Raw genomic sequence first — 16,886 nt, forward strand, 5'->3', positions numbered from 1 at the left:
GTGAACTAATCAACAGCGTTTCTGAAGGATAATTTTGTCAAATTACCCCCAAAAGTGTGATCTGGATCACACTTTATCTAAAATTTTAGCTGGCCTCCGTTGTATCCGGAAATTAGAGCAGATAAAGTTGCGTTGTTTTCGGAATAGTCCTAAACCAGAGCAACTTTCAGTCAGGGAGAACGTCAGGGAAGCGGACGAAAACAAGGGAGCAGTAACCGGCAAAATGAGTTAATGACTACTTTCTGCAGGCCGCTTTCAGGGCCGCCTGGAGCTTCGCGAACGTTTGGCTTTTGCCACTTAATTTTTTGCCACAATAAGATTTACCAGCAGCAACAAAGGTAGCGGCGCAATCCGCCAACGTTTAAGTCGTGTCAGTCAGGACGGATAAAAATGGGTACATCAGAATTACTAAAAAATATTTACGATATCAACTTGTCTTATTTATTACTTGCTCAACGCCTTATTAATCAGGAAAAAGCCTCAGCAATGTTTCGTCTGGGCATTGATGAGCAGATGGCCGATGCGCTCGCTCACTTAACGCTGCCAGAAATGGTGAAGCTGGCCGAGACAAATCAGCTGATATGCCAGTTTCGCTTTACCGATCACGTAACGATTAATCGCTTAACTCAGGAATCTCGCGTGGATGATTTGCAGCAAATCCACACCGGCATTTTGTTATCCAGCCGTTTATTGCGTAATGCATCAGCTAAAAATGACGAACTGCCGAAAAAGAGGGCGAGTTAATGAGTGAAAAAAGTATTGTTCAGGAAGCGCGTGATATTCAGCTGGCGATTGAATTAATTACTTTAGGCGCTCGCCTGCAAATGTTAGAAAGCGAAACGCAGCTAAGCCGCGGCCGCTTAATTAAACTTTATAAAGAACTGCGCGGCAGCCCGCCGCCAAAAGGCATGCTGCCTTTTTCTACCGACTGGTTTATGACCTGGGAACAGAACATTCACTCTTCTATGTTCTGTAACGCCTGGCAGTTTTTACTCAAAAGCGGTTTGAGCACCGGTGTGGACGCGGTGATTAAAGCCTACCGTCTCTACCTGGAGCAATGCCCGCAACAGGACGAAGGCCCGCTGTTGGCGCTCACCCGCGCCTGGACCTTAGTCCGGTTTGTTGAGAGCGGCATGCTGGAGCTTTCCGACTGCAAATGCTGCGGCGGAAGCTTTATTAACCACGCGCACCAGCCGGTCGGCAGCTTTGTTTGCAGCCTGTGCCAGCCGCCTTCTCGTGCGGTAAAAAGACGTAAACTTATCGCAGAACCTGCCGATAACATTTCACAACTGCTGGATGAACAGGTAAAACTTGCCGTTTAATGTTCGCCACGTGGAGTGAATCCAGCAGCGGTTAAATACCGCTGCTTTTTTTTTGCCCACGCGACGGAATAAACCTGACCTAATCCGGTTCATCTTTAACCCACACGTCGCCAGACGTAAGGATTTATTGTGTTAGTTATTTTGGGGTATATCCTGGTTCTCGGGTCGGTGTTGGGCGGCTACGCAATGGTAGGCGGACATCTGGGCGCGCTTTATCAACCTTCCGAGCTGTTAATTATCGGCGGAGCGGGCATTGGCGCATTTTTAGCGGGCAATAACGGCAAGGCAATTAAAGCAACGTTAAAAGCGATGCCGCTGCTGATGAAAGGCTCGAAATACAATAAAGCGGTTTATATGGATCTGATGGCGTTACTTTATCGCCTGATGGCCAAATCGCGCCAGCAGGGGATGCTCTCGCTGGAAGCCGATATTGAAAGTCCGCAGGAAAGTGAAATTTTTGCTAATTACCCGCGCATCCTTGCCGATAAAAGACTGGTGGACTTTATCACCGATTATCTGCGACTGATGGTGAGCGGCAATATGAACGCATTTGAAATCGAAGCCCTGATGGATGAAGAGATTGAAACCTACGAACACGAATGTGACGTACCGGCTACGGCTATCGGTACGGTAGGCGACTCTTTACCCGCGTTTGGTATCGTGGCGGCGGTGATGGGCGTGGTGCACACCCTGGCGTCGGCAGATCGTCCGCCAGCCGAGTTGGGCGAGCTGATCGCTCACGCGATGGTCGGTACCTTCCTGGGTATTTTGCTGGCGTACGGGTTTATTTCCCCGCTGGCCGGACTGCTGCGTCAGAAATGTGCTGAAACCACCAAGATGATGCAGTGTATCAAGGTCACGCTGCTTTCCAGCCTGAATGGCTATGCGCCGCAGATCGCCGTTGAGTTTGGCCGTAAAACGCTGTACTCCACCGAGCGGCCATCCTTCTCTGAGCTGGAAGAGCACGTTCGTAACGCGAAATCGCCGGCGAAAGGTCAGGACGCATGAAGAACGACAATCACCCGATTATCCTGGTTAAGAAGAAAAAGCATTCCGCGCACGCGGGCGGCCACGGCTCCTGGAAGATTGCCTATGCCGACTTTATGACCGCGATGATGGCCTTTTTCATGGTGATGTGGCTGATTGCGATCGCCAAGCCTCAGGAATTAGCGGGGATTGCCGATTACTTTAAGACGCCGCTGCGGGTGGCTATCACCGGCGGCACCAAAACCAGCGAAAGCACCAGCGTTATTCCTGGCGGCGGTATGGATCCCAGCCAGCAGAAAGGCGAAGTGCACAAGGTTATCGATATGGACGCGGAGAAACGCAAGCTGGACGATATCCGCTTAAACCGTCTGCGCGAAAAGCTGGATCAGCTGATTGAAGCCGATCCGCGTCTGAAGGCGCTGCGCCCGCACCTGATTATCAACATGGTGGAAGAGGGCCTGCGTATTCAGATTATCGACAGCCAGAATCGACCGATGTTTAAAACCGGCAGCGCGGACGTCGAGCCTTATATGCGCGATATCCTGCGGGCCATTGCGCCGATCCTGAACGATATTCCGAACAGGATCAGCCTGGCAGGCCATACGGACGATATTCAGTACGCTAACGGCCTGCGCGGCTACAGCAACTGGGAACTGTCGGCCGACCGGGCCAACGCCTCGCGGCGGGAGCTGATTATCGGCGGGCTGGCCAGCGACAAAATGCTGCGCGTGGTGGGCATGGCCGACACCATGAAGCTGAAGAACCGTGGCGGCGACGCCGCCGTCAACCGCCGTATCAGCCTGCTGGTGCTGAACCATGACACCGAAGCGCAGATTGAGAAAGAGAACTCGGAAAGCGACGCGGTACAGATCAGCGACAGCGAGCCGGCAGCATTACAGCAAATCGTGGCACCGTCCGTTCCGGGCGATGCCGCAAAAAAACCAAACCCGGCCGAGCCGCCAGGCGAACAGGCAGCACCAACTTTAACACCAGCATCGCCTGTGCCAGCGGCCCAGACCGATCGCGACTCACAGCAGAGGTGATACCGTGAGCATGGATATCAGCGATTTTTATCAGACGTTTTTCGATGAGGCTGACGAACTGTTAGCCGACATGGAACAACACCTGTTGGGGTTAGACCCGCAGGAACCGGATGCGGAGCAGCTTAACGCTATTTTCCGTGCGGCCCACTCCATTAAAGGCGGCGCGGGCACCTTTGGTTTTACTGTATTACAGGAAACCACGCACATCCTGGAGAACATTCTTGACGGTGCGCGACGCGGCGAAATGCAGCTAAGCACGCCTATCATCAACCTGTTTTTGGAAACCAAAGATATTATGCAGGAACAGCTGGATGCCTATAAAACCGCGACCGAGCCGGACGCTGCAACCTTTGAATATATCTGTCAGGCGCTGCGTCAGCTGGCGCTGGAAGCCAAAGGCGAAAGCGCGCCCGTAGCCGTAGCGGCGCCGGCCGCGTCTGCCGCTGCTCCGGCTCCGGCCGGCCTGCGGATGGCGCTGGTGAACCTGAAACCCACTGAAATCCCGCTGATGCTGGAAGAGCTGGGCAATCTGGGCACCGTCTCCGACGTGATCAAAGGCGAAACCTCGGTAGAGGTCACGCTGGATTCCTCGGTCGGTCAGGACGATATCGTCGCCGTGCTTTGCTTTGTGATTGAAGAATCGCAGATCAAATTCCTGGATGCTTCGTCGGCTCCTGCCGTGACAGAAACCGCGCCGGCTGCCGTGGAAGAAGCGCCTGCGCCAGCTCCTCAGCCCGTTGCGGTAGCGGAAGCGGCGGCTCCGGCCAAACGTGAAGCGGCCAAAAAACCGGCGGCGGCCAAAGCCAGCGAATCCACCAGCATCCGCGTAGCGGTTGAAAAGGTCGATCAGCTGATTAACCTGGTCGGCGAACTGGTGATCACGCAGTCCATGCTGGCCCAGCGTTCCAACGAGCTGGATCCGGTAGCGCATGGCGACCTGCTGAACAGCATGGGCCAGCTGGAGCGTAACGCCCGTGACCTGCAGGAATCGGTGATGTCCATCCGTATGATGCCGATGGAATATGTCTTCAGCCGCTTCCCACGCCTGGTGCGCGATCTGGCCAGCAAGCTGGGTAAAGAAGTTGAACTGACGCTGTTGGGCAGCTCCACCGAGCTGGACAAGAGCCTGATCGAACGCATTATCGACCCGTTAACGCACCTGGTGCGTAACAGTCTGGATCACGGCATCGAATCGCCGGAAAAACGCGTGGCGGCCGGGAAATCGGGCGTCGGCAACCTGACGCTCTCTGCAGAGCACCAGGGCGGCAATATCTGTATCGAAGTGATCGATGACGGCGCCGGTCTGAACCGCGAACGTATCCTGGCGAAAGCGCTTTCTTCCGGCCTGCCGGTGAGCGACGCGATGAGCGATGAAGAAGTAGGCATGTTGATTTTCGCGCCGGGCTTCTCCACCGCCGAGCAGGTTACCGACGTCTCCGGGCGTGGCGTGGGCATGGACGTGGTGAAACGTAACATCCAGGAGATGGGCGGCCACGTAGAAATTGCTTCTAAGCAGGGCAAGGGCACGACCATTCGTATCCTGCTGCCGCTGACGCTGGCGATCCTGGACGGCATGTCCGTTCGCGTCGCTGACGAAGTCTTTATTCTGCCGCTGAACGCGGTAATGGAATCTCTGCAGCCGCTGGCTGACGATCTGCACCCGCTGGCCGGTGGCGAGCGCGTGCTGGAAGTCCGTGGCGAATACCTGCCGCTGGTTGAGCTGTGGAATGTCTTTGATGTGCAGGGCGCGAAAACCGAGGCGACTCAGGGCATCGTGGTGATCCTGCAAAGCGCGGGCAAACGCTATGCGCTGCTGGTGGACCAGCTGATTGGCCAGCACCAGGTGGTGGTCAAAAACCTTGAAAGCAACTATCGCAAAGTACCGGGCATTTCGGCAGCGACCATCCTGGGTGATGGCAGCGTGGCGCTGATTGTCGACGTGTCGGCTCTGCAGTCTCTCAACCGTGAAAAGCGTGTGGCGGGAGCCGCAGCCTGACTTTAACCGATTAAGGGTAGAACTATGACTGGAATGGCAACTGTCACTAAACTCGCTGGCGAAACCGTAGGCCAGGAGTTCCTGGTATTTACGCTGGGTGACGAAGAATACGGCATTGATATTTTGAAAGTGCAGGAGATCCGTGGTTACGATCAGGTAACCCGCATCGCCAACACGCCTGCTTTTATTAAAGGCGTCACTAATTTGCGCGGCGTTATCGTGCCTATTATCGACCTGCGTATTAAATTCGCGCAGCCGGATGTGGTTTATAACGATAATACCGTGGTGATCGTACTGAATCTTGAGCAGCGCGTGGTTGGTATCGTGGTTGACGGCGTGTCCGACGTGCTGTCGCTGACCACCGATCAGATCCGTCCTTCGCCAGAGTTTGCGGTCACCATGTCGACCGAATACCTGACCGGCCTGGGCGCGCTGGGCGAACGCATGCTGATTTTGGTCGACATCGAGAAGCTGTTGAACAGCGAAGAGATGGCGCTGATGGATACGCTGCGCAGCGCGTAATTGCCGCCTTAAATAAAGTATCAGGCACCCTGTTGGTATTATGCTGGCAGGGTGTTTTTTATGGTTTGAATAAAGTCTTGCGGCTGGATAATTAATTTAGTTATTAAAGTATCACTTCAGTAAATCTGTTTCGGGCGCACATAAAGTTCCATTAATTTACGCCGATATATTCGGTGTTGATTCATTTTACTTCTACCAAGGGTACCCTATGTTTAAACGCATTAAGGTCGTCACCAGCCTGCTGTTAGTGCTGCTGGTATTCGGCTCACTCCAATTGTTGGCGGGCGGATTATTTATTAACGCGCTGACCAGCGATAAAACTAACTTTTCTATTGCTCAGAACTCCAGTGAGAACGTCGCCGCTTTTACTGACGCCTGGGTTGCGCTAAATCAGACCCGTATTAGCATTAACCGCGGCATGTTGCGCCTGCAAAGCGAAACGGCCAACAGCATTAACAGCGCCTCGCTGACCGATATCAGCAACCAGAGCAAATCGCTGCTGGCTGATGCTGATAAATCTTATGCGCGCTACCAGGGCATTCCCAATACCAAAGGGATGGATCCGCTGATCACCGAAGCGTTAGAAAAAAATTACGAAACCTATTCCAAAGCGCTGGGCCAGATGGTGACGCTGATGGAAAACAGGCAGCTGGCCGAGATGTTCAAGATGAATATCGAGCAGAAGCAGAACGATATGCAGGATGCCTACCAGGCCTGGCGTAACGCGCAGAACGTGCTGACCACGAAAGGCGTGGCGGATAACGAAAGCGCCTACACCAATATGCTGTGGGTGATTGGCACGGTCATGGCGCTGGTTGTCGCGCTGATCGCGCTGTGCTGGGTCGGTCTGCGTTCCGTGCTGATCAAGCCGCTGCAGGAAAATATCGCGCACATCAGCCATATCGCCGGCGGCGACCTGACCCACACGATTGAAGTGGAAGGCCGTAACGAAATGGCGCAGCTGGCCAACAGCCTGAAAGAGATGCAGCAGGCGCTGGTGCGTACCGTCAGCGACGTGCGCGACGGCTCTGACGCTATCTATACCGGCGCAAGCGAAATCGCGGCGGGCAACAACGATCTTTCTGCCCGTACCGAGCAGCAGGCCGCCTCGCTGGAAGAAACCGCCGCGAGCATGGAGCAGCTGACCGCTACCGTGAAGCAGAACGCCGAAAACGCCCGTCAGGCTTCGCAGCTGGCGCTGAGCGCGTCGGAAACGGCGCAGAAGGGCGGCAAGGTGGTGGACGGCGTGGTGAAAACCATGAGCGACATCGCGGGCAGCTCGAAGAAGATCGCCGATATTACCAGCGTGATCGACGGCATCGCCTTCCAGACCAATATTCTGGCGCTGAACGCCGCGGTAGAGGCAGCGCGTGCCGGCGAACAGGGCCGTGGCTTTGCGGTCGTGGCCGGTGAAGTCCGTAACCTGGCGCAGCGCAGCGCGCAGGCCGCCAAAGAAATCAAAGGTCTGATTGAAGATTCCGTGGCGCGCGTGGACAGCGGTTCCGTCCTGGTGGGCACCGCCGGTGAAACCATGAACGATATCGTCAACGCCGTTACCCGCGTGACCGACATCATGGGTGAAATCGCCTCTGCTTCCGACGAGCAGAGCCGCGGTATCGACCAGGTTGGCACCGCCGTAACCGAGATGGATCGCGTGACGCAGCAGAACGCCTCGCTGGTGGAAGAGTCCGCCACGGCCGCCGCAGCGCTGGAAGATCAGGCCAGCCGTCTGACTCAGGCCGTTGCCGTGTTCCGCGTACGCAAAGAACAGGCCGCTCGTGCCGCTGCACCTGCGCCGCGTACGCTGAAGCCCGCGCTGCGTAAAGCCGCCGCGCCAGGCGCTGAAGAAGGCAACTGGGAAACGTTTTAAGTAAAGAGCACAAGCGCTTAATCCTTAACAGCATGTTAATCAGCCCGCTCCGGCACCGTGCCCGAGCGGGCTTCTTTTTAGCCGTCGCGAGGCGGGTAGAAGGAAGCCGTCGCCACAAGCCACCTTTCTGGCTGCCGATACCGGCAGGAAATCGTGCCTGGCAGAGGTTTTCCAAAACAATTAACCAGCCGTTCTGCATGAACCAGACACATCGGCACAGCCCTGTAGTGCTTTCCGGAAAGCGCCCTACAGCTCAATAAAGATCCCCCCGCGTCTGCCGATAACTAAAACAAATAGCCCCCAACTGAGGTAGTTATGTTCAAGAGTATAAAAGTAGTGACCGGCCTGGTGAGCGTGCTGGTGTTGTTTGCTGTATTGCAGCTGGGGACCGGCGGTTTGTTCTTCAAAGCCGTGCACAGCGACAAACAGAATTTTGAATTAAGTCAGCAGATGCGCATCCTGCAACAGTCCATGGGCAACTCATGGGTGTCGCTGGTGCAGGCACGCAACACGCTGAACCGCGCCGGTATTCGTTACCTGCAGGATGTCAGCAAATCGGGCGCGGGCACCTCTGCCACCGATCTGATGACGCAGGCAAAGGCCGACCTGGCCGCTGCCGATAAATCCCTGGCGGTGTTCAACGCCACGCTGACCGAAGACGGGAAAAAAGCGGAGGACGTGCAGACGCTGCTGGCTAACTACAAGCAGTTCCACACCGCGCTTTCCGAGCTGATTGTGATGATGGAAACCGGCCGTTTTGACGACTTCGTCGCGCAGCCGACCCAAAGCTATCAGGAACAGTTCCAGCAGGCTTATAACCACTGGCTGGAAGTGGTTAATCAGCTGACGGCGCAGGGTATTAAAACCAATGAAGACGCTTACCACCAGACTATCTGGCTGCTGCTGGGCGTGCTGCTGGTTTCCGCTGCGGTCATCGCGCTGGCGTGGAGCGGCATCCGTAAACTGCTGCTGCTGCCGCTGAACAGCAATATCGAGCACATTCGTCACATCGCCAGCGGCGACCTGACGCAGACCATCGAAGTGGAAGGCCGTAGCGAAATGACTCTGCTGGCGGAAAGCCTGCGCGATATGCAGCAGTCGCTGGTGCGTACCGTCAGCGACGTGCGCGACGGCTCCGACGCTATCTATACCGGCGCAAGCGAAATTTCTGCGGGCAACAACGATCTCTCTTCGCGTACCGAGCAGCAGGCCGCCTCGCTGGAAGAAACCGCCGCGAGCATGGAGCAGCTGACCGCTACCGTGAAGCAGAACGCCGAGAACGCCCGTCAGGCTTCGCAGCTGGCGCTGAGCGCGTCGGAAACGGCGCAGAAGGGCGGCAAGGTGGTGGACGGCGTGGTGAAAACCATGAGTGACATCGCGGGCAGCTCGAAGAAAATCGCCGATATTACCAGCGTGATCGACGGCATCGCTTTCCAGACCAATATCCTGGCGCTGAACGCCGCGGTAGAGGCAGCGCGTGCCGGTGAGCAGGGCCGTGGCTTTGCGGTCGTGGCCGGTGAAGTCCGTAACCTGGCGCAGCGCAGCGCGCAGGCCGCCAAAGAAATCAAAGGTCTGATTGAAGATTCCGTGGCGCGTGTCGATACCGGATCGCAGCTGGTGGAAAGCGCGGGTGAAACGATGGCGGATATTGTGAACGCCGTTACCCGCGTAACCGACATCATGGGCGAAATCGCTTCCGCATCGGGCGAGCAGAGTCGCGGTATCGATCAGGTCGGCATCGCCGTAACCGAGATGGATCGCGTGACGCAGCAGAACGCCTCGCTGGTTGAGGAATCTGCCGCCGCCGCCGCCGCGCTGGAAGTGCAGGCCAGCCGTCTGACCCAGGCCGTCGCCGTGTTCCGCATTCGTAAGGACAGCGTCGTGCAGGCTACCAGCAAGCCGATGGCCGTTGCCGCCGCGCCGAAGAAAGCGCAGGCCGCCCCGGTTTCCAACGATAACTGGGAAACGTTCTAATCCCTGAACCCCGCGCCGCCGTCTGTGGAGGGCGGCGCGAGGCTGGTTATTAAGACGGCAGGCAGTAAAAAATAAGGCTTTAACGCAATTTGGCCTCAGGAAGATCGAATTGCTGCCGATAAACAGTTAAGCAATCTGAATTTGTAGTTAGCCAGTGTCATAGCCACCGGACGATGCAAAGCAGAGCAACAGAACGCCGCGCTGGTAGTGGAAGCGGCAGCAGCCCAGGCACGCTCGGGTTGGTTCAGGAGAAGGCAAACCGCCTCGGATACTGACCCACAGGGAACACACTGTTTTAACCCCTTAATCTGTACTTTGCAGGGTGGATCTGGATGAAAAAATCGACGTTGGTAGCACCGCCGGAGAACGCAACGCTGTTGTCACAGATGGTACAGCGCCTGCCGTTATCCGATGCGCACTTTAAGCGCATCAGCCAGCTTATTTATCAGCGGGCCGGCATTGTTCTCGCCGACCATAAGCGCGAGATGGTTTATAACCGCCTGGTGCGCCGGTTACGGACGTTAGGCATCGACGATTTTGGTCGTTACCTGGCGCTGCTGGAGAGTGATTCCGGCAGTGCAGAGTGGCAGGCCTTTATCAACTCGCTGACCACTAACCTGACGGCGTTCTTTCGCGAGGCGCATCACTTTCCGATTCTGGCCGATCACGCTAAGCGGCGCGGCGGCAGTTTCAACGTCTGGTGCGCGGCGGCGTCGACGGGCGAGGAGCCTTACTCCATCGCCATGACGCTGGCGGAAACGTTAGGCGCAGGCAAGTTCCAGGTTCACGCCAGCGATATCGATACCCAGGTGCTGGAAAAAGCGCTGTCGGGCGTCTATCGCCAGGAAGAGCTGCGCACGCTGTCGCCTCAGCAGCTGCAACGCTTCTTCTTTCGCGGTACCGGCCCGCACGCTGGCATGGTGCGCGTTCGGCCTGAACTGGCTAACACCATTACATTTTCCCAGCTCAACCTGCTGGGCAACGAGTGGGCCGTTCCCGGCCCGTTCGACGCGATTTTTTGCCGCAACGTAATGATCTATTTCGACAAAGAGACGCAGGAAAAGATCCTGCGGCGTTTTGTCCCGATGCTGAAACCTGGCGGCATTCTTTTTGCCGGACACTCTGAAAACTTCAGCCAGATCAGCAAAGAGTTTTACCTGCGAGGCCAGACGGTTTACGGGCTGACTAAGGAAAGATAATGGGCAAAATCAAAGTGTTATGTGTTGATGACTCTTCGCTGATGCGTCAGTTGATGACGGAGATTATTAACAGTCATTCGGACATGGAGATGGTGGCGACGGCGCCCGATCCGTTGGTGGCTCGCGATTTAATTAAAGAATTCAATCCCGACGTGCTGACGCTGGACGTGGAAATGCCGCGCATGGACGGACTGGATTTTCTGGAAAAGCTGATGCGCCTGCGGCCGATGCCGGTGGTGATGGTCTCTTCGCTGACCGGCCAGGGTTCCGAAGTGACGCTGCGCGCGCTGGAGCTGGGCGCGGTGGATTTTGTCACCAAGCCGTCGTTGGGTATCCGCGAAGGCATGCTGGCCTACAGCCAGATGATTGCCGATAAGGTGCGCGCCGCTTCAAGGGCGAAGCTGCACGTGCGTCGGTCGCAGCCAGCGCCGGTGATGCTGAAAGCCGGGCCAATGCTGAGCAGTGAAAAGCTGATCGCAATCGGCGCCTCTACGGGCGGTACGGAAGCGATCAGGCATGTGTTGCAGCCGCTGCCGGCCACCAGTCCGGCGCTGATGATTACGCAGCATATGCCGCCAGGTTTTACCCGCTCTTTTGCCGAACGGCTGAACAAGCTGTGTCAGATCACGGTAAAAGAGGCAGAAGACGGCGAGCGCGTGCTGCCGGGCCATGCCTATATCGCGCCGGGCGCGATGCACATGGAGCTGGCACGCAGCGGCGCAAACTATCAGGTGAAACTGCACGACGGCCCGCCGGTCAATCGGCATAAGCCTTCGGTAGACGTGTTATTTAAATCAGTCGCGCAGTATGCCGGTCGCAACGCCGTTGGCGTGATCCTGACCGGAATGGGCAACGACGGTGCCGCAGGCCTGCTGACTATGAACAAAGCAGGCGCGTGGACCATCGCCCAGAACGAAGCGAGCTGTGTCGTATTTGGTATGCCCCGCGAAGCAATTGCGCTCGGGGGCGCCAGTGAAGTGGTGGATCTCCACCAAATCAGCCAGCACATGCTGGCAAAAATTAGCGCCGGACAGGCATTACGTATCTAACGCAGCGCCCGTCCCGCGGGGCTACACAAACAGGAGTAATTATGGCTGACAAAAATATGCGGTTTCTGGTGGTCGACGATTTCAACACGATGCGTCGTATCGTCCGTAACCTGCTGAAAGAGCTCGGCTTCAATAACGTTGAAGAAGCAGAAGACGGCGTTGACGCGCTGGCTAAGCTGCGTGCCGGCGGCTTTGACTTCGTGATTTCTGACTGGAACATGCCAAACATGGACGGTCTGCAGCTGCTGCAAACCATTCGTGCAGACGGCACGCTCGGCAAGCTGCCGGTGCTGATGGTCACGGCCGAAGCCAAAAAAGAGAACATTATTGCGGCTGCTCAGGCGGGTGCCAGCGGCTATGTCGTTAAACCTTTTACCGCAGCGACCCTTGAAGAGAAGTTAGGCAAGATCTTCGAAAAGCTGGGTATGTAAGGAGCCGAGATGAGCGAACTTCCGAAACCAAGTGTCGACGCGGCTTCCGCGAACGACATTATCTCCCGAATTGGTTCGTTGACGCGGATGCTGCGCGACAGCCTGCGTGAGCTGGGACTGGATCAGGCCATTGCTGAAGCGGCGGAAGCCATTCCCGACGCCCGCGATCGCCTGGACTACGTAGTGCAAATGACCGCTCAGGCGGCTGAACGCGCGCTGAACTGTGTGGAAGCCGCGCAGCCACGTCAGACAGAGATGGAGAATGGAGCTAAAGCGCTGAAAGGCCGTTGGGATGAGTGGTTTGAGAATCCTATCGAACTGGCAGATGCCCGCTCGCTGGTTTCGGATACCCGTGGTTATCTGGAATCGGTGCCGCAGCATACGAGCTTCACCAACGCGCAGCTGATGGAAATCATGATGGCGCAGGATTTCCAGGATCTGACCGGTCAGGTCATCAAGCGCATGATGGATGTGATCCAGGAAATCGAGCGTCAGCTGTTGATGGTGCTGTTGGAAAACATGCCGGAACAGCCTGCCCGTCCGAAGAAAGATGCGGACAGCCTGAAAAACGGCCCGCAGATTAACGGTGAAGCGCCCGGCGTGGTGGCTAACCAGGATCAGGTCGACGACCTGCTCGACAGCCTCGGGTTTTAAGCTTGTCCTTCCGCTCAGGGCCGATCCTTATCGGCCCTTTTTTGCTATTACCTGAATAACCCCCTTTTTACGCGTTTACTCGCGGCATCATCCCTGCGCCTTTTTGGCATCCTAACCGCATTCATTCCGTACTCCAGAAATTCCCTGAGGATAGCCTGTGTCTGGTGACAGCGAAGAGGAAAAGACCGAATCCGCAACCCCCCACCGACTTGAAAAAGCACGAGAAGAAGGGCAGGTTCCGCGCTCGCGCGAGCTGACCTCGGTGCTGATGCTGGTGGCGGGGTTGGGTATTTTGTGGATGGGCGGCGAAAGCATGGCCCGCAAAATCGGTCAGCTGCTGGCTCAGGGATTAGTGTTCAACCACTCGGTGGTCAGCGATACCAGCCAGATGCTGCACCTGATCGGCAGACTTTTTGTGCAGGCGGTGTATACGCTGCTGCCGATGATGGCGGGGCTGGTGCTGGTAGCGATTGCCGCGCCGATGCTGCTGGGCGGCGTGCTGATCAGCGGCAAAGCGATTAAGTTCGACGTTGGCAAGATGAATCCAATTAAAGGCTTAGCCAAGCTGGTCTCCGCGCAGACCGCGACGGAACTGGTGAAATCGATTCTGAAAGCGGTGCTGGTCGGCTGCGTGACCTGGCTGTATGTCAGCCATAACTGGCCGGAAATGATGCGCCTGATCAGCGAATCGCCCTATACCGCGCTGGCCAGCTCGCTGAACATGATTGCCATGTGCTGCGTGCTGGTGGTGCTGGGCCTGTCGCCGATGGTGGGATTTGACGTTTTCTGGCAGTTGTACAGCTACTACAAAGGGCTGCGCATGACTCGCCAGGAAATCCGTGACGAATATAAACAGCAGGAAGGCGATCCGCACGTTAAGGGGCGTATTCGTCAGCAGATGCGCGCGGCGGCCCGCCGACGCATGATGGCGGATGTACCGAAAGCGGACGTTATCGTGACCAACCCGACGCACTATTCCGTCGCCTTGCAGTATGACGAACGGAAAATGAGCGCGCCCAAAGTGGTGGCGAAAGGCGCAGGCGAAGTGGCGCTGCGTATTCGCGAATTAGGTAAAGAACACCGTATTCCTGTCCTGGAGGCGCCGCCGCTGGCGCGCGCGCTCTATCGACATAGTGAAATTGGTCAGCATATTCCCGGTACGTTATATGCGGCTGTTGCAGAAGTGTTGGCCTGGGTCTGGCAGCTCCGTCGCTGGAAGCTGGAAGGCGGCCTGGCCCCGAAAAAACCTGCTAATTTACCGGTGCCGGAAGCGCTGGACTTTGGCTCTGGAGAGAAAGACTGATGGCGAATCTGGCCACATTGTTGCGCTTACCGAATATGAAAGATACCCAATGGCAGATTATGGCCGGGCCGGTATTGATTATGATGATCCTGGCGATGATGGTGCTGCCGTTGCCGCCGTTCATCCTCGATCTGCTGTTCACCTTTAATATCGCGCTGTCGATAATGGTGCTGCTGGTAGCGATGTTTACCCAGAAAACGCTGGAGTTCGCTGCGTTTCCGACCATTCTGCTTTTCTCCACCCTGTTGCGCCTGGCGCTGAACGTCGCCTCAACCCGTATCATCCTGATGGAAGGGCATACGGGCGCGGCGGCGGCCGGACAGGTGGTTGAGGCCTTCGGGCACTTTCTGGTGGGCGGCAACTTCGCCATCGGTATCGTGGTCTTTATCATCCTCGTTATCATCAACTTTATGGTTATCACCAAGGGTGCTGGCCGTATCGCCGAAGTGGGCGCGCGCTTTGTGCTGGACGGGATGCCCGGTAAGCAGATGGCGATCGACGCCGACCTGAACGCCGGCCTGATTGGTGAAGACGAAGCGAAAAAACGCCGTGCGGAAGTCACCCAGGAAGCGGACTTCTACGGGTCAATGGACGGTGCGAGTAAGTTCGTTCGCGGCGACGCCGTCGCAGGCATTATGATCATGGTCATCAACGTTATCGGCGGTCTGCTGGTGGGCGTGGTGCAGCATGGTATGGATATGGGGCACGCAGGCGAAACCTATACGCTGCTGACCATCGGTGACGGTCTGGTTGCTCAGATCCCGGCGCTGGTTATCTCAACCGCAGCCGGCGTTATCGTGACCCGCGTGGCGACCGATCAGGACGTTGGCGAACAGATGGTTACCCAGCTGTTCAAAAATCCACGCGTGATGATGCTGAGCGCAGGCGTGCTGGGTTTACTGGGTCTGATCCCGGGAATGCCGAACCTGGTGTTCCTGCTGTTTACCGCCGCGCTGCTGGGCCTTGCGTGGTATATGCGCGGTCAGGAGACCAAACCGAAAGCCATGCCGCAGAGCAGCATGGTGAAAAGCGCGGAAACGCCGGTGAATGTAGAAGCGTCCTGGACCGATGTGCAGCTGGAAGACACGCTGGGCATGGAAGTCGGCTATCGACTGATCCCCATGGTGGACAATACGCAGGATGGCGAGTTGCTGGGTCGTATCCGCAGCATTCGTAAGAAATTCGCGCAGGAGATGGGCTTTCTGCCGCCGGTGGTGCATATCCGCGACAATATGGAGCTGCCGCCAGCGCGCTACCGTATTCTGATGAAGGGTGTAGAAATCGGCAGCGGCGACGCCTATCCGGGCCGCTGGATGGCGATCAACCCCGGCACCGCCGCAGGCACGCTGCCGGGCGAAGTGACGGTGGATCCAGCCTTTGGTCTGGCCGCTATCTGGATCGACAGCGCGCTGAAAGAGCAGGCGCAGATCCAGGGTTATACCGTAGTGGAAGCGAGTACCGTAGTCGCGACGCACCTGAACCATTTGATTGGCCAGTACGCCAGCGAGCTGTTTGGCCGTCAGGAAGCGCAGCAGCTGCTGGATCGCGTCACCCAGGATATGCCGAAGCTGACGGAAGATTTAATCCCTGGCGTGATCACGCTGACCACGCTGCATAAGGTGTTGCAGAATTTGCTGTCGGAGCGCGTTTCCATCCGCGATATGCGCACCATTATTGAAACGCTGGCAGAGCACGCGACCGTGCAGACCGATCCGCACGAGCTGACTTCCGTAGTGCGTGTGGCGCTGGGCCGGGCGATTACCCAGCAGTGGTATCCGGGCAATGGCGAAGTGCAGGTTATCGGACTGGATACCACGCTGGAACGTCTGCTGTTGCAGGCGTTGCAGGGCGGCGGCGGTCTGGAGCCGGGCCTGGCGGATCGTTTGCTGGCGCAGGCGCAGGGCGCGCTGGCGCATCAGGAGTCGCTGGGTGCGCCGCCGGTGCTGTTGGTTAACCATCCGCTGCGCGCGCTGCTGGCCCGCTTCCTGCGTCGCAACCTGCCGCAGCTGATGGTGATTTCTAACCTGGAGCTGACCGATAATCGTCAGATCCGTATGACGTCGACTATTGGTGGTCATTGATGAAAAAGGCGCTGCTGTTTTTGTGCTGTCTGCCACAGCTGGCGTTGGCTGCCGGCGGCGCCTGGCACGCCTCCGCGCCGGGGCCGGGATTGCTGAATCGCGGGATGCAGTTAACGTCGCCCGCGCTGAAGGCGTCGGAGACGGTGACCGGCGCGATAACGGAGATCAGCTGGCGCTATGAGCTGACCGGCCCAATGCCTTCCGGTTTTGCCGCCTGGCTTTGTGCCGAAAGGCGTTGCGTGCCGCTTGACGGCGCGAGCGGCGCGACGCGAGGGTTAACCAATATTCATGCCGGAGAAACGCTGCACTTTGTCTATGGCGTGCAGGGACAAGGTCGGCTGCCGCAGACGCTGCGCGTGCTGAGTAATGAAGTGATGGTGAATTACCGGTAGCCTGGCGGGCAAAGCCAGGCAGTGCAGGGCAAAAGCAGGCAGTGCAGAAAGGGGCGAAGCGAT

The 16,886-nt window shown here is 56.9% G+C and carries 15 protein-coding genes; all 15 read left to right on the forward strand.

Going from position 1 to position 16,886, the window contains the following annotated elements:
* The first annotated feature begins 390 nt into the window (after positions 1-390).
* Positions 391-744, forward strand: a complete 354-nt coding sequence (gene flhD / locus QZH36_RS00280; RefSeq protein ID WP_253460647.1) for a flagellar transcriptional regulator FlhD — start codon at positions 391-393, stop codon at positions 742-744.
* Positions 744-1,322, forward strand: a complete 579-nt coding sequence (gene flhC, locus QZH36_RS00285; protein ID WP_125287944.1) for a flagellar transcriptional regulator FlhC — start codon at positions 744-746, stop codon at positions 1,320-1,322. The genes flhD and flhC overlap by 1 nt, the downstream gene beginning before the upstream one ends.
* Before the next feature lie 129 nt (positions 1,323-1,451).
* Entirely contained in the window at positions 1,452-2,330 is an 879-nt protein-coding gene (motA, locus tag QZH36_RS00290) for a flagellar motor stator protein MotA (protein ID WP_125287943.1), read from the forward strand.
* Complete coding sequence (gene motB / locus QZH36_RS00295; RefSeq protein WP_253460650.1) at positions 2,327-3,352, forward strand: flagellar motor protein MotB; 1,026 nt, start codon at positions 2,327-2,329, stop codon at positions 3,350-3,352. Before motA ends, motB begins: the two co-directional genes overlap by 4 nt.
* Before the next feature lie 10 nt (positions 3,353-3,362).
* The gene (gene cheA / locus QZH36_RS00300) at positions 3,363-5,348 is read left to right on the forward strand and encodes a chemotaxis protein CheA (RefSeq protein WP_301252255.1); all 1,986 of its coding nucleotides are present in this window, start codon (positions 3,363-3,365) and stop codon (positions 5,346-5,348) included.
* Positions 5,349-5,372: 24 nt separating this feature from the next.
* A complete protein-coding gene (gene cheW / locus QZH36_RS00305; RefSeq protein ID WP_125287941.1) occupies positions 5,373-5,870 on the forward strand; it encodes a chemotaxis protein CheW in 498 nt (165 codons plus the stop codon).
* A gap of 208 nt (positions 5,871-6,078) precedes the next feature.
* Complete coding sequence (locus QZH36_RS00310) at positions 6,079-7,740, forward strand: methyl-accepting chemotaxis protein (RefSeq protein ID WP_301729432.1); 1,662 nt, start codon at positions 6,079-6,081, stop codon at positions 7,738-7,740.
* A gap of 315 nt (positions 7,741-8,055) precedes the next feature.
* Positions 8,056-9,714, forward strand: coding sequence for a methyl-accepting chemotaxis protein (locus QZH36_RS00315; protein ID WP_253460655.1), 1,659 nt, complete (start codon positions 8,056-8,058; stop codon positions 9,712-9,714).
* Between the two features lie 332 nt (positions 9,715-10,046).
* Entirely contained in the window at positions 10,047-10,913 is an 867-nt protein-coding gene (gene cheR / locus QZH36_RS00320) for a protein-glutamate O-methyltransferase CheR (protein WP_301252236.1), read from the forward strand.
* Positions 10,913-11,962, forward strand: coding sequence for a protein-glutamate methylesterase/protein-glutamine glutaminase (locus QZH36_RS00325; RefSeq protein ID WP_253460662.1), 1,050 nt, complete (start codon positions 10,913-10,915; stop codon positions 11,960-11,962). Before cheR ends, QZH36_RS00325 begins: the two co-directional genes overlap by 1 nt.
* A 41-nt stretch (positions 11,963-12,003) precedes the next feature.
* Positions 12,004-12,393, forward strand: coding sequence for a chemotaxis response regulator CheY (gene cheY / locus QZH36_RS00330; RefSeq protein WP_034935773.1), 390 nt, complete (start codon positions 12,004-12,006; stop codon positions 12,391-12,393).
* 9 nt (positions 12,394-12,402) lie between these two features.
* Entirely contained in the window at positions 12,403-13,047 is a 645-nt protein-coding gene (cheZ, locus tag QZH36_RS00335) for a protein phosphatase CheZ (protein ID WP_125287937.1), read from the forward strand.
* A 157-nt stretch (positions 13,048-13,204) separates the two neighbouring features.
* On the forward strand, positions 13,205-14,350 hold the full coding sequence (gene flhB, locus QZH36_RS00340) for a flagellar biosynthesis protein FlhB (protein WP_253460665.1): 1,146 nt from the start codon (positions 13,205-13,207) through the stop codon (positions 14,348-14,350).
* Positions 14,350-16,431: a flagellar biosynthesis protein FlhA gene (gene flhA, locus QZH36_RS00345; RefSeq protein ID WP_253460668.1), complete on the forward strand. Its 2,082-nt coding sequence runs from the start codon at positions 14,350-14,352 to the stop codon at positions 16,429-16,431. The genes flhB and flhA overlap by 1 nt, the downstream gene beginning before the upstream one ends.
* Positions 16,431-16,823, forward strand: coding sequence for a flagellar protein FlhE (gene flhE, locus QZH36_RS00350; RefSeq protein ID WP_301252233.1), 393 nt, complete (start codon positions 16,431-16,433; stop codon positions 16,821-16,823). Before flhA ends, flhE begins: the two co-directional genes overlap by 1 nt.
* Positions 16,824-16,886 lie beyond the last annotated feature (63 nt).

Origin of the sequence: Erwinia wuhanensis (assembly GCF_030484085.1) — a bacterium.
GTDB classification, from domain to species: Bacteria; Pseudomonadota; Gammaproteobacteria; order Enterobacterales; family Enterobacteriaceae; genus Erwinia; species Erwinia aeris.

Coding starts and splice junctions, on each gene's coding strand:
- QZH36_RS00315 (WP_253460655.1), top strand. CDS start 8,056: ATGTTCAAGAGTATAAAAGTAGTGACCGGCCTGGTGAGCGTGCTGGTG.
- QZH36_RS00325 (WP_253460662.1), top strand. CDS start 10,913: ATGGGCAAAATCAAAGTGTTATGTGTTGATGACTCTTCGCTGATGCGT.
- flhC (WP_125287944.1), top strand. CDS start 744: ATGAGTGAAAAAAGTATTGTTCAGGAAGCGCGTGATATTCAGCTGGCG.
- flhD (WP_253460647.1), top strand. CDS start 391: ATGGGTACATCAGAATTACTAAAAAATATTTACGATATCAACTTGTCT.
- motB (WP_253460650.1), top strand. CDS start 2,327: ATGAAGAACGACAATCACCCGATTATCCTGGTTAAGAAGAAAAAGCAT.
- QZH36_RS00310 (WP_301729432.1), top strand. CDS start 6,079: ATGTTTAAACGCATTAAGGTCGTCACCAGCCTGCTGTTAGTGCTGCTG.
- cheZ (WP_125287937.1), top strand. CDS start 12,403: ATGAGCGAACTTCCGAAACCAAGTGTCGACGCGGCTTCCGCGAACGAC.
- cheA (WP_301252255.1), top strand. CDS start 3,363: ATGGATATCAGCGATTTTTATCAGACGTTTTTCGATGAGGCTGACGAA.
- cheR (WP_301252236.1), top strand. CDS start 10,047: ATGAAAAAATCGACGTTGGTAGCACCGCCGGAGAACGCAACGCTGTTG.
- flhE (WP_301252233.1), top strand. CDS start 16,431: ATGAAAAAGGCGCTGCTGTTTTTGTGCTGTCTGCCACAGCTGGCGTTG.
- cheY (WP_034935773.1), top strand. CDS start 12,004: ATGGCTGACAAAAATATGCGGTTTCTGGTGGTCGACGATTTCAACACG.
- cheW (WP_125287941.1), top strand. CDS start 5,373: ATGACTGGAATGGCAACTGTCACTAAACTCGCTGGCGAAACCGTAGGC.
- flhA (WP_253460668.1), top strand. CDS start 14,350: ATGGCGAATCTGGCCACATTGTTGCGCTTACCGAATATGAAAGATACC.